The 13,180-nt window shown below is 40.5% G+C and carries 10 protein-coding genes; 7 read left to right on the forward strand and 3 right to left on the reverse strand.

Annotation, left to right across the window (positions count from 1 at the left end):
- The first annotated feature begins 181 nt into the window (after window positions 1-181).
- The 6 genes from ACM5QX_RS13575 to ACM5QX_RS13600 all read left to right on the forward strand — a co-directional run bounded on the left by ACM5QX_RS13575 (window position 182) and on the right by ACM5QX_RS13600 (window position 5,861).
- The gene (locus ACM5QX_RS13575) at window positions 182-964 is read left to right on the forward strand and encodes a photosystem reaction center subunit H (protein WP_414753982.1); all 783 of its coding nucleotides are present in this window, start codon (window positions 182-184) and stop codon (window positions 962-964) included.
- A gap of 2 nt (window positions 965-966) precedes the next feature.
- Window positions 967-1,899, forward strand: a complete 933-nt coding sequence (locus ACM5QX_RS13580) for a ribose-phosphate diphosphokinase (RefSeq protein ID WP_414753983.1) — start codon at window positions 967-969, stop codon at window positions 1,897-1,899.
- A gap of 12 nt (window positions 1,900-1,911) precedes the next feature.
- The gene (locus ACM5QX_RS13585) at window positions 1,912-2,574 is read left to right on the forward strand and encodes a phosphoribosyltransferase (RefSeq protein ID WP_414753984.1); all 663 of its coding nucleotides are present in this window, start codon (window positions 1,912-1,914) and stop codon (window positions 2,572-2,574) included.
- Window positions 2,575-2,632: 58 nt separating this feature from the next.
- Window positions 2,633-2,818, forward strand: a complete 186-nt coding sequence (locus ACM5QX_RS13590; RefSeq protein WP_414753985.1) for a hypothetical protein — start codon at window positions 2,633-2,635, stop codon at window positions 2,816-2,818.
- A 369-nt stretch (window positions 2,819-3,187) separates the two neighbouring features.
- Window positions 3,188-3,715, forward strand: a complete 528-nt coding sequence (locus ACM5QX_RS13595) for a PEP-CTERM sorting domain-containing protein (protein WP_414753987.1) — start codon at window positions 3,188-3,190, stop codon at window positions 3,713-3,715.
- A 553-nt stretch (window positions 3,716-4,268) separates the two neighbouring features.
- The gene (locus tag ACM5QX_RS13600) at window positions 4,269-5,861 is read left to right on the forward strand and encodes an alkaline phosphatase D family protein (RefSeq protein WP_414753988.1); all 1,593 of its coding nucleotides are present in this window, start codon (window positions 4,269-4,271) and stop codon (window positions 5,859-5,861) included.
- 345 nt (window positions 5,862-6,206) lie between these two features.
- Here ACM5QX_RS13600 and ACM5QX_RS13605 read toward each other — a convergent pair whose 3' ends face one another.
- The 3 genes from ACM5QX_RS13605 to ACM5QX_RS13615 all read right to left on the reverse strand — a co-directional run bounded on the left by ACM5QX_RS13605 (window position 6,207) and on the right by ACM5QX_RS13615 (window position 11,809).
- Window positions 6,207-8,702, reverse strand: a complete 2,496-nt coding sequence (locus ACM5QX_RS13605; protein ID WP_414753989.1) for a filamentous hemagglutinin N-terminal domain-containing protein — start codon at window positions 8,700-8,702, stop codon at window positions 6,207-6,209.
- A gap of 253 nt (window positions 8,703-8,955) precedes the next feature.
- Window positions 8,956-10,506, reverse strand: a complete 1,551-nt coding sequence (locus ACM5QX_RS13610) for an NF038122 family metalloprotease (protein WP_414753990.1) — start codon at window positions 10,504-10,506, stop codon at window positions 8,956-8,958.
- Window positions 10,507-10,588: 82 nt separating this feature from the next.
- On the reverse strand, window positions 10,589-11,809 hold the full coding sequence (locus ACM5QX_RS13615; RefSeq protein WP_414753991.1) for an NF038122 family metalloprotease: 1,221 nt from the start codon (window positions 11,807-11,809) through the stop codon (window positions 10,589-10,591).
- A gap of 670 nt (window positions 11,810-12,479) precedes the next feature.
- Here ACM5QX_RS13615 and ACM5QX_RS13620 point away from each other — a divergent pair.
- Entirely contained in the window at window positions 12,480-13,103 is a 624-nt protein-coding gene (locus ACM5QX_RS13620) for a DUF928 domain-containing protein (protein WP_414753992.1), read from the forward strand.
- Window positions 13,104-13,180: the final 77 nt, after the last annotated feature.

A 13,180-nucleotide genomic window follows, 5' to 3' on the forward strand; every position in this document is an offset into this window, starting at 1 on the left:
CCTTAATCACAAGATAAACATATCTGAAAAGCTTAAGTTGCAAATAATTCTTCACGTTTTCCTCACATTTTGTTGATAACCTCAAAGTAGAGTCCACATTTCAAGTAGCAAAGTGGCAAAAAATGAGCCACTGTATATATTCATCAAACTCCAAGATAATCAAGAGTATTGGAGGAAAAGTATGCTCAATGTTGTGCGCCGCAGTCAAATTATCGGGTGGATGGCAATAGATAGTTCAACTGCTAATAGTTTGGGTGAGTTAGAAGAAGTTTGGTTAGATGATTCTGGACGTATTGCCTATTTTTCAGGTGGAGAAACTTATTTACCAGTAGAAAAAATTGCTGGGGTCGGTATGGGTGCGGTTTCTGTCTATTATCCGTCAGTTGAAGACAGGCCAGAAAATCTCCGCTGCTTGCATGAAATTACGGTTGAATCTACTCTAGGTGAGCCTCTTGGCTGGGTGGAAGATTTTTTATTTGATTGGCAAACGGGAAAAATTTCCGCTTACATAGTAGCTGGAGAAATAGCAGATCGTTTTGGTAGTAGATCTGTGCTTTATCCTGAAGATGTTGAGGAAATTGCCATCGATAAAGTAATTATCCGCGAAGATGTTAAACATCAACTTGAGGCTGAGTCAGAGGGATTGAAGGGTTTCTTCAGCGAGAAATCACAACAGGTACAACATTTAGTACATATAATAGGCGTTGGCGTAGCCCGCCGAAGGCATCGCCTGCATCATGTGATTTCTCCTAGCGATAAATCAGAAGTTGTCCGTGTCAAAATCAAAGAAGTTAGTGATGAAGTAGCAGCTTCTACTAATCATCCACACCACGCCTTGCAAGAAGCTACGGAGTTTTTGCAAGAGCAATGGCATAGTTTACAACAAAGTATTGCCCGTGCAGGCGATCGCGCAAAATCATCTCTAGATGCGGCCTGGAAGCAAATCCACCAAACAAAGTCTTGATTATGGACAATTTCATCCTCTTTGCTGGTACAGCTAACCTTGATTTAGCTGGCGCAGTTGCCCAAAAACTCGACATTCCTTTGGGTAAATCTGCGGTTGAACGCTTTCCAGATGGTGAGGTAAATGTGCGACTACTGGAATCGGTACGCCAAAAGTCTGTGTTTATCCTCCAGTCCACTGCACCACCTGTTAATGATCATCTAGTAGAACTTTTAGCCTTTGCAGATGCTTGTCGTCGGGCTGCGGCTAGTCGAATTACAGCGATTATTCCTTACTTTGGCTACGCCCGTGCAGATAAACGTCACGGTAGGCGTGAACCAATTACCGCCAGTATGGTAGCTGAAGTATTACAAGCTGTTGGGGTAAATCATGTTGTCACGCTAGATTTACACACACTGCAAATTGAAGGTTTCTTTCGCATTCCTGTAGACAGTCTGACGGCTGTACCAATTTTTTGCGAAGCTATACGCCATTACTTACCGCCTAATTTCGTAGTTGTATCGCCAGACACGGGGCGGGTACAGATGGCAACCCAATATGCCCAAAAGCTCGATAGTTCTGTGGTGGTGCTACACAAACACCGCACCAGTGGCACAGAAACAGAGGTAACTCGTGTTGTCGGGGATGTAAAGGGTTGTGCCTGCTTAATTATCGATGACATGATTTCTACTGGCGGCACTCTTGCTAAGAGTATTGAAGCCTTACTCAAAGCTGAAGCACGTCCAGAAATAATTATTGCTGTTACTCATGGGTTGTTTGTTAAGGAAGCACGGGCTAAGTTAAGTCATCCCAGTGTGAAGGCGATTTTTGTTACCGACAGTGTAACTTCCAAAGAAACCGACTGGCAGCAATTGAAAATTGTCTCGATCGCACCTTTAATTGCTACGACTATTCAACGATTTAAAACTGATGGTTCAATTAGTGATTTGTTTTAGAGGTATAAAAATATGTGGTATAAATTCTGTAATCGGACGGAAGCTGGGAAACTATTAGCTGCTCGGTTAACAGAGTATGCTAATCGTCCAGATGTTTTAGTATTGGGACTTCCCCGTGGCGGTGTGCCTGTAGCATTTGAAGTAGCAAGAATTCTAGATGCACCATTAGATGTCTGCTTAGTGCGGAAACTAGGTGTACCAGGACATAAGGAATTGGCGATGGGTGCAATTGCTACCGGAGGAGTTCGTGTACTAAATGAAAATGCTGTAGATTGGTTGCGGATTCCCCAAGCAACTATTGATGAAGTAGCAGCAATTGAAATGCGGGAATTAGAGCGTCGGAACATAGCCTATCGGGGTAATCGTCCGCTACCGAAAGTCAAAAATCATACGATTATTCTTGTAGATGATGGTATTGCTACGGGTGCAACCATCCGCGCAGCGATCGCAACCTTAAAACAGCAACAACCCCGCGAACTAGTGGTTGCAGTTCCAGTCGCGGCAGCATCTACCTGTGAAGAACTGCAAGCAGAAGTGGACAAAATTGTCTGCGTGATGATGCCAGAAGATTTATATGCGATCGGCCTTTGGTACGAGAATTTTGAGCAAACAACCGATGCAGAGGTTTGTGAACTTTTGACAAGACAAAAATTACTGGTAGCTAATGATTTGTAAATAGAGGTTCGGTCATCTGAGCGATCGCGCTGATGAATTTTTGCAGGGTTGTCACATCATGGCGCAAGCATACCAGAAACGCCCCAGCGCCCAATGTGGCTTCGCTTTACGAATCAACTCACCCACTTTATGGCTCTATGCACCTTGGCAATGGTTCCTATTGCTAGTATGTCCGCCAATTATTTTAGGCACAGAAGAACTAAGAAAAGCTGCTTGGCGCAGAAATTGTAGACATAGACGATAAGGTCATCTACTGCAATTTCTCAGCAAATACTTTGCGTACTTGTTGATAAATAACTATGAGTCATTTTCGCAGAATAATACAGTAATGACTCTACACCACCTAAAATTTAGGCTAGCAAATATAACTTGAGACGAGATTTTTTTAATTTTACCTCTCATTAAATTCGACTTAAACTTATACCCTCAAGATAGTTCAGTTACAAATAATCGGGCAGTTACTTTCTGATTTCCAAAGGAATATCATCACTTCTTGTTATCACTGATTTTATTGGTGATTAACTTCTGTTTGTCAGTCAAAAGGAGTTAAAAAATACAAGAAAAAGGATTGCAATTTGCATAGTATTAAAAGTTCATGGTGAGGAAAACAGAGATGAAATTTGGTTCACAACTAGTCCTTACTGCTGTTAGTTTGGTTTTGGGGTTGGCGAGTGTGGAAGTAAAGCCAGCATCGGCGGCTCTTGTTAATTATGCTTTTACGGTTAATAGTCCTACAAAAACAGGTAGTGGACTATTTAGGTTTGATGACTCAACTTTGGTTAACGGCGAGGCAATAGTTCAGTCTCTTTCGTTTCAATTTGCAGGTGAATCTACTATTTACACCGAACAAGATGATCCTGCATACCCAGGGTTTCCTATTGTTTTCCTTAACAATTTTTCTACAGGTAAAATATCTTTCGCCTTAGATTATCAATTTGACGATCAGGCTAATCCTGGTAGTTTTATCAGATATGAAATCGCTGGTGAAGATTTTACGATTTACTCTGTAAATGATCCAAATGCCGAATTAATATCGGGTACAGTTTCTTACACTAAGGTTCCCGAACCTGCTATGTTAGGAGGTCTTTTTTTAGTGGGTACTGCCACTTTCATGAAGAAGAAAAAACTAATTGTCAGATAAAACTAGCGATTTTACTATAGGAATCATATTTGATTTTTAAAAATATCTAAGTATCTGTAGGGTGGGCATTGCCCACCGTATCATGGTTTTGGTGGGCAATGCCCACCCTACGTATATTTCAGAAATCAAATACTAGTCCTATAGTTACCTATGTAATGAAGTACGTAGTCTAATAAAAATTCATTTCAATTAATGAAGAATGAGTAATTGATAATTCATTCTTCATTTTTATGTATCTGATATACAGGTATAAATTAAAAAATATTTTTTAAGTTTATATTAACCTTATCTTGGTCAATATTTAATGTGCAAATAGTAACTTATGACGTGCAAACACAGCAAATAACACATCAATAACAGTTACATTACTTAAAACCTTGATTAGGTAAATAAATAATACCAAATATCTTAAATTCAGTTACAGATTCAAGTCAACATATGACCATAACATCTGACCGACTGAATTTAAAAATGTCAACTGGTGTGACAAGTAATGTGTTTTTTGTGTTAGCTGTCGCAGTGCTATAAACTATTTGTTAGTCAGGAGTAGAGAATGGTAGATTACCATAATGTTCAGAAGTTCCTGCAAAGTCGGATCAAGCGACGCAACTTAATCATTGGTGCGGGGACATTCACTGGTTTAGCTATTGCCAGCCAATTTTCTCATCAAAGAGCGATCGCTAGAGGCAGATTTTCCGATTATCCTTTTAAACTGGGTGTGGCATCAGGCGAACCCTACGACACTAGCGTTGTCATCTGGACTCGTTTAGCGCCTGAACCTTTAAATGGCGGTGGAATGCCACCTGTGAATGTGCCGGTTCGCTGGGAAGTAGCCACCGACTCTAACATGAAGCGCATTATCTCCAGGGGAACTGTACTGGCAACTCCTGAACTAGCTCATTCTGTACGAGTAGTAGTAGAAGGACTCTCACCTCATACTTGGTATTGGTATCGCTTTAATGTTGGTAACGAAGCTAGTCCTATTGGACGGACTCGCACTGCACCCGCGTCCGGTAGTTTTTCCAATCAATTGAAATTTGCGTTAGTATCCTGTCAACATTATGAGCAAGGTTACTACACAGCTTATAAATATATTGCACAGGATGACCTGGATTTAGTTGTCCATGTTGGTGATTATATCTACGAAGGTGGGATCAATCTGACTCGACCAAGACAACACAATAGTGCTGAAATTTTCACCTTAGAAGACTATCGCAATCGTCACGCTTTATATAAAACTGATGTCAATCTGCAAGCTACCCATGCAGCTTTCCCTTGGATTGTCACTTGGGATGACCATGAGGTGGAAAACAACTACGCCAACTTGATCTCAGAAATTGACACTGAGGCAGACCAAGATCCAGCTATCTTTGCACAACGGCGAGCCATTGCCTATCAGGCTTATTATGAACATATGCCTCTGCGTCCCTTCTCTCGACCAGTCGGCCCTGATATGCAGCTTTACCGCCGATTAAACTTTGGCAACTTAGCCACATTCCATGTTTTAGACACTCGCCAGTATCGCACCGATCAACCCTGTGGCGATGGTACGAGAACAGGTTGTTTAGATGCGCTTAATCCCAATGCCACTATTACAGGTAAAGCTCAAGAAGATTGGCTATTTGATGGACTAGATAAATCTTCTGCTAGGTGGAATGTGTTAGCACAGCAAGTTCCCATTGCTCAGAGAGACTTTACACCAGGAGAGGGTCAATCTTTCAGCATGGATAAATGGGATGGATATGTGGCTTCCCGCGATCGCTTGATGGCTTTTATTGCACAGCGTCAACCATCTAACCCTATATCCCTAGCAGGTGATGTGCATTCTCACTGGGCAATGGATCTCAAAGCCAATTTCAATAACCCAGAATCTGCTACATTGGGTAGTGAGTTTGTCTGTACTTCTATTAGCTCTGGTGGGGATGGTGCGGATACTAGTCCCGCAGTGCAAGCGTATTTACCAGATAATCCCCACATTAAGTTCTACAACGGTCAACGGGGATATGTGCGTTGTACCGTCAGTCCTACCACTTGGCGCTCAGACTATCTGGTAATGTCAAATGTCTTAACTCCATCGGGAACAATTAGCAATCGAGCTTCATTTGTAGTTGACAACGGTATCCCTGGAATACGACAAGTAGTTTAGTTACAAGTTAAGCTAATGCGCGCGCGCCTAAATTGCATAACTACTAATAAGGGCTGTTAACTGTTGAATGTCAACGGTCAAGAAGAGGAAAAGGGGCAGGGGGCAGGGGGCAAGGGGGAAGACCGGGACGGAGCTTGGACTCCTCCCCGTATAAGCGTCCTAGAAGGACGGGGCTTGTACCCCTGTTCCGCTCCGCTTCACGGCTACTGGGCAGGGATTACTCCCCCTGCTCCCCGCTCCCTGCCCCTCCGCCTCTTCGGTCAACAGCCATCAAGATGGATTATGCAACAAACTCGTAAAGACTTTTAAAGTACTAAACATAGCTGTAGCCAAATAGATAAAATCTTAGGGTTTAACATCACATGAAGGTGATACTTGCCACGGAGTGAGAGGCGTTACCTGTGGGATGGATGCTAGTAGCTGCATTGTACCATCTGCACCAACAATTAATCCTTGAGCCTCAACAATTGGTTCTTGATTATTAACAGTTTGATAGTTACTGCTTGCTGTTGAATTAGCTACTTCATTGGATAAATCACGGACATCATACCAAACTATCTCACCTCTGAGGGTATCGGTAGGGTTGGCGGGTAAGCCGCCACGGTTACTAACAACGAAACGATTCTTTTGCGTCACACTACAACCACTAGCTATCTGCCGTGAGCGATCGCTAAAGTTAGTTGGTAGCTTCACTAATCCGCTAGTAGGATCAACATCTAGTGTATTCAGTTCTACAGTACCATTGAACTCCGCACCCAAATCAGAAGAAGCCGTCAGATCACTGTCTGGAGTCGGTTGGGGACGGAACTGAACCCCAAAAACTGCTTTGGCATTGACAACTACCCTACCACCAAAACCTTTTTGAGCATTAGCACTAATATCACTATTTTCGTAAGCAACTAAAGTATTGGTAGTAATATTAATATTTCCCCCAACTGCACTATTGCGCGCATTGGTGCTAATTTGACTACCACGTAGTATTTGCAGGGTGTCCGATTGAATCGTAATATTGCCTTTATCCCCGGCATTAGTATCAGCAGTAATTATCCCTTGATTTGCTAGTAAAATATCAGCAGAATTGAGATTTATATTTCCCGCCGCCCCTTTTCCAGCTAAACCCCGCAGATTTTCTGGGTCTCTACTAAGGAAACTACTGACATTAATAGTTGCACCATCACGAACAACTAAGCGATTAGCACTCACGTTTACATCACCACCTCCACCAGTACCAACAATAGCATTAGCGAATAACCCGCTACGACCGAATTGATTAGTACCTGCTAATTCTACTGAGTTAGCATTAATTGTCATGTTACCAGCCGAGCCATTCCCAGAGGTGCTAACAGCAATCTGACCCCCGTCAGTAACTCGTAAATTGCTGGTTTCAATGATTAAATTACCAGCATTACCAAAACCAGCACCTAAAAAAGTTGCAGCTGGCTCTGGAATACTCAATATCTTTTGGACTGTGGCTGCAATGGTACTAGGCCCAAATTCTGTCCCACCACTGACCTCTACATCTTGAGCGAGAATTTTCAAGTCACCAGCTTTACCAAAGCCCAAGGTATTAGTAAATATCTGTCCACCATCAGTAACTTGTAATTTATTAGTCTCAACTGTTAAGTTTCCCCCGTTTCCTCTTGCGCCAGGAGCAACAGGAGCAAATAAACCACTAGGCCCAAAGAGAGAAATACCACGTATCTGCACATCCTGAGCTGTAACGTTCAATTCTCCAGCATTTCCAGTGCCAAAAGTACCACTGGAAATTTGACCCCCATTGCTCACTTGCAAAGTTTTTGTAGTAACTGTGACTTTACCTCCTTCTCCACTTGCACCTGAACCAACATCAGCTGATATACCGCTAGATATCTGGTTATTAGGATTCAAAACAAAGCCTTTAACAGTCAACGCCTCAGATGCAGATATATTCAATATCCCTCCAGAACCGCTACCTGTGGTATCTGTAACTATGACTGAACCGTTGTCGAGAGTCACATTTTGCCCTCGCACCTCGATAGAACCACCACTATTACCACTAGCATCTACAGAAGCAGCATTTACAAGGTCAACATTACCGTAACTAATTTCTGGTGTGGGTTGTAGTTGTAGATATCCACTAGGATTGGTGATTGTCACCTCACCTTGATTCACAGACCATAATTCAATTCTTCCCTGGGGTACAGTAATATTTCCTCCAGCTAATTCCACCTTGCCTGCAACTAGTGCTAAAGTCTGAGCATTTGGGGTTTGATAGCTCAATCCTGATGGACGGTTACTGTTATCAACAGATAAATCAGGATTGAGTTTGAAATTATTGCCTGAACCTTGTACTTGAATGGTGCTGGTGGGATGAGAACCAAATTGTAAACCGAGAGGTACATTAACAGTCAAAATCGGGTTAACTGTAGGGTTGATAGCACTAAATTCTTTCCCATCATTGAATTTGATACTATCTGCTGTAGTCCCAATAAATGAGCCGCCTATATCTAATTTGGCATTTGCACCAAAGATAATTCCATGTGGATTAATCAGAAATAAATTGGCATTACCTATATTATTAGTACCATTGAGAAGTGTTTGAATAGTCCCGTTAATTTGGGAAGGCGACCCTCCCGTAATCCGTGTGATGATATTGCTAATTCCTGTATCGTAAATAAATCTAGCAGTATCTCCTGATTGAATTGAAAAATCTTGGAAACTGTGAAAAAGATTAGCACCATTATTCGGTCTATTGCCGCCAGTAATATCATACACACCACCAATATTATTGACATTAGTGGGTAGAGTATGATCAGGGTTCAGTTGAGTTTGTGCTAATCCTTTTAAAGGTGTTTCTAGCACTAGACACAATGTAAAAAAAAATAAAATTTTTGTTGTTTGTAAGTTGAACATTTTAGGCTTTATAAATTTCTTGCTCAGTTATGTAATATAAAATCCCCTTGCAAACATCAATTCGACTGTTAGCAAGCGGGACAAATGAGGTTAATTAAAATTAATAGAGGTGATGTTTGTGGATGGGATATTGTCTTTCTTGGTAACTAAGGTATAATTCCCCAAAAAATTATGAAACTAACAATATAACTCGTCCACCTTGCTAATTTTCACAACGGCGCTTGAGTTTGGTAGCAATGCCAAGTACAGCCATTCCTAATAATCCAAAGATAGTAGTGGGTTCTGGTACAGATTGCGCTTGAGAAGACCCACTCAAATGGTCAGAGTTGCCATCATCAAATTCGTCTAATGTTTCCCAGGCGAAATTTTGCCAAAAGCCATCCGTAGCTAAATTGTCTGTATTTTGCCAATAGCCACTCCAACCCCACCAATAGCCACTCCAGCCCCACCAATAGCCACTCCAGCCCCAGTTATAAGTACCACTGCTAGTGATCATTTTATTGAGGGCTTCACCGCGATCATCATAGCTATTGTTATTAGTATCGATGTATTGTGGTGTCAGACCTAAAGCAGCTTGAGTGGTATTGGCATCCATCCAACTGGTAGTGACTCCCATCTTAGTGGCAAGTCCGGATTTGGCACTATTGAATATAGTGAGTAAGTCTTGATTATTCTGTTGGAGATTCCACCCCAAGATATCTAAAGTAGTCAGATCGTTATTGGTGACGAGTTTTCTTGTACCGCCTGCACGCAGAGCAGCTTCCATAATGCCATCATAGATACCATCTTTTTTCCAGTGACTGCCTTGATTACCGTCTCCTCGCAATTTGGTAGTTCCAGAAGACAAATTACCTAACTTGGTCATACCACCATCAATAGATAATACTGTATCTACACCAACGGATATATCAGGCCTATTCCAAAAGCGGCTATCTTGAGATAAACGAAACATATCCATCAAGTAGCCATATTTAGACATATCACTATCAGTAAACCATAACTTTTTTGTCAATAAATCTGCGTATTCAGGTGAGTCTATACCACTGACAAAGCCAAGGGTGTGAGTTAATTCATGTACGGCCACACTAAAAAAATCTACAGTGGCAGTAGGAATAGTATTACTAGTGTTGGTGGCAGAAAAATAATTCCATGAGAGAGGCCGAGTAATATTGCCTAAGTTACTCACGAGAATATAACCATCATAACCAGGATCATTAGCACTAATAATTCCTAAAGCTTTGGCATTAGCACGGGTGAGATTAATATTTCTCACATCGGACTGAAACTCTAAGTCAGCTAGTCCATATTTATAGGTATTGGTTAAAGATTTATATCCTGTGCATTGATTTTGCCATGATCCATTGCTGAATGTAAGGCTGATATTACATTGGTTATATATAGTATTTAAAGCTGTGCGATCGCTAGATGAGGTGATATCTGCTTGTAGTCTTCTCACCACATTACTATAACTTTGTGAAGTTACCCCCGGTATCGCCCCACCAATCACATTAGTAGGTAATATATTGGTCGATTCAATAAAAATATTGACGGTGACATCATCAGCCAAATAATTTGACCAATATCTACCAGCCATCTCATAACCAAGCATTTGGTCAAGGGTTGTCCCTGGTGCATAAGTGAAATTAAACTGTAAGGCTTGGGCTGGAGTGTCACTTACAGCCATTGAAGCAGCTAAGGTTAGGGGTGTGAGTAATCCCAACAAAGGCGGAGATTTCCAACGATTTGGAGGCATATTAGTTATCCTTAATACTAAGAATTGATTGTGACGCTTGCGTAAGTGCTGTTTTCGTTTCAGTACTCATACTGATTGGTAGCTATGGCGCAGGATGAGCTGTTTGCCAATAACCACTCCAACCCCAGTAATAAATGCCACTTTCCTGCATCATTTGCTGCACATCCGAAGAGCGATCGCGGATGGCATCGTTATTTGTATTACTATCGAATTGTGAATCCCAAATTTTTTGTGCTTTGGTTTGGGCATTTGTGGATAGGACGGACAAATTGATGATTGGGAAATAATCAACCTGCCAACCAATGTAATCGAGGACGGTGAGATCGAGTCTGGAAATTTTTCTAATTCCTCCCATGCTGATGGTTGAGGACATAATCCCTAAATAGGTTTGGCTGTCTATTTTCCAGTGACTAGCCTGCTCCCCATCGCCTCCCAAGAGAGTGTTTTCGCCACTGGAAAATATGGCTTGGTATACAGTTGGTGTGCTTCCTTCCATTTGAGTAAAGTTAAATGGATTTTGTCCTCCGTTGATTGAGAAGTATTTAGTTCCACCCACGGTGTAATCAATTGCTCTTTGTTTGGTACTCTCAGTTGAGTAGCGAAACATATCAACAGCCGTAGGTAAAGCTAAACCACTCAAAGCATCAATACCACTAATAAAACCCAAGCTATGCCCGATTTCGTGGATAGCTACACTGACAAAATCATATTGGTTCTGTTCAATTTTGCCCCCAGCGTACCTATAACTCCAATTAGTCGATTTTTCCAGTTGAATATAGGCATCTAATTCAGAAGCATCTCCACTCAAGTCATTACCGAGGGCTTTATTATTGGCTGTAGTTGTCAGAAGTTCATAGTTACTGTTATTGATGATGCCACCTGCTAGTCTAGTTCTATATTTATCAGTGCTGTAGATAGATGTTGGCAACTGATAGATATTAGCTGTACCATCTGCACTCAAACCCTCTTTGAACTTGTCATAGTTGATTTTTTTAATTGCTGGGGTTGTACCGCCCAATTTCCCCTGAGCTAAAACACCTTCGGTCATCTCGACATGGATGTTGACCACAACATCTATATCTTGTAAGTAAGCAGACCAAATATTTCCTGCTAACTCAACTGCTGCAATCTGTTCCTGTGTGATTCCTGGCTGATAGGTAAAGTTAAATGTGATGGCTTGGGCTGGTACATCAGCTACTATCAATGTGGCTAAAGCTAAGAGTGGTTTTGCCGTATGCAGAGCAATTTGAGTGGTTCGATGAGATATGGTTGTATGTATTTTCTTGTACTGTTTACAGCTCATATCAGTAATTTATCAGTAATCAATATATCAATTGCCAATATAGAAAATATTGTGATGTTCCGATATGAAATATTTGTAAAAACAAAAATTTTTTTTATATAGAAGTCAGTAATCAATCTTCTTGAGTATGTTGTTTTCTTAAAGTTAACTACTAACAATATATTTTTAATTGATTTCACATAAAAGATCAAACTTGTAGTTAAAATTTTTATCGATTAATCTTAGGTATTTTCAATTAAGTATTGGAGATTGCGTATATTCATGAATCATGAAAGTGAAAATGCCTATAAAAACCAGAATATCAGCTTTTCTACTCAGTAATCACTCAAGCTTTACTTTAAATTATTATTGGACTTCATGAATTTATTTTATACAAACAAATAAGTTTTCATGAAATTCTCATATGAGGACATCAAGAGATTTCTGATTAAATCCTTACTATTTATTGAAAACATGGTGATAGTAATTATACTGATGCAATATAATAAATAATAACATTGAATAATAGTAAGTAATATAATCCTTAAAAATAGGATATCCGCACTAAATTACTTTGAGAAAGTCTTCAAAATTTATGGCAAGAGAAAATAAATATCTTTTCCAACCAAAATTATTGGTAATTTTGTGGTTAATTTCTTTATCCTCGATTTCCATAGGAATGAGACCCAGTATGGGTCAGGTAACGTTTAGACCACCTAAAGCGCAAGCTCCAAAAAAATCAATTGGAGGAGCATCTCGTGATGCTTCTAGTTGCGGTGCTGATGTGAGTGCAACTATTCAAGCCTCAGTTACACCATTGTTACCAAAAACTAACATCGGTTTGACAGTAGCGGAACGTCCGACAATATTTGTTTATGTTCCTCAAACGAATGCTAAAACAGCACTTTTTGCTCTGCAAGATGAACGAGGAAAACAATCTTACCAGAGAATCTTACACTTATCTAAGAAACCTGGGGTGATAGAAATTAAACTTCCTAGTTCAGTGTCAGCGCTAAAAATAGGCCAGAATTATCAATGGTCTTTAGTGATGATTTGTACTGAAGAATTAGAGCCAGATAGTCCTTGGGTAAGTGGATGGATTCGTCGAGTTGAATCTCATCGTAATTTGAATCATCAACCTACAGTACAATTAGCATCCAAGCTAGCTAATATGGGCATCTGGTATGATTCGCTGGCTACTCTGGCCGAATTAAAGAGAAAACAACCAAATAATCCAACTATAACTACTTCTTGGCAAGAATTATTAAGGTCTGTTGATTTGAGTGCGATCGCTGAAGTACCTCTTGCTAATTAAGCAAAACTAGACAAAATAAGAGCATGAGAATAATTTTCACTCGTGCTTCTTCTCTAGAAATTACTATTTATCTTTCT

Origin of the sequence: Anabaena sp. CCY 9910, assembly GCF_963920875.1 — a bacterium.
GTDB classification, from domain to species: domain Bacteria; phylum Cyanobacteriota; class Cyanobacteriia; order Cyanobacteriales; family Nostocaceae; genus Trichormus; species Trichormus variabilis.

Coding starts and splice junctions, on each gene's coding strand:
- ACM5QX_RS13610 (WP_414753990.1), bottom strand. CDS start 10,506: ATGCCTCCAAATCGTTGGAAATCTCCGCCTTTGTTGGGATTACTCACA.
- ACM5QX_RS13590 (WP_414753985.1), top strand. CDS start 2,633: ATGGCGCAAGCATACCAGAAACGCCCCAGCGCCCAATGTGGCTTCGCT.
- ACM5QX_RS13600 (WP_414753988.1), top strand. CDS start 4,269: ATGGTAGATTACCATAATGTTCAGAAGTTCCTGCAAAGTCGGATCAAG.
- ACM5QX_RS13580 (WP_414753983.1), top strand. CDS start 967: ATGGACAATTTCATCCTCTTTGCTGGTACAGCTAACCTTGATTTAGCT.
- ACM5QX_RS13620 (WP_414753992.1), top strand. CDS start 12,480: ATGGGTCAGGTAACGTTTAGACCACCTAAAGCGCAAGCTCCAAAAAAA.
- ACM5QX_RS13575 (WP_414753982.1), top strand. CDS start 182: ATGCTCAATGTTGTGCGCCGCAGTCAAATTATCGGGTGGATGGCAATA.
- ACM5QX_RS13615 (WP_414753991.1), bottom strand. CDS start 11,809: ATGAGCTGTAAACAGTACAAGAAAATACATACAACCATATCTCATCGA.
- ACM5QX_RS13585 (WP_414753984.1), top strand. CDS start 1,912: ATGTGGTATAAATTCTGTAATCGGACGGAAGCTGGGAAACTATTAGCT.
- ACM5QX_RS13595 (WP_414753987.1), top strand. CDS start 3,188: ATGAAATTTGGTTCACAACTAGTCCTTACTGCTGTTAGTTTGGTTTTG.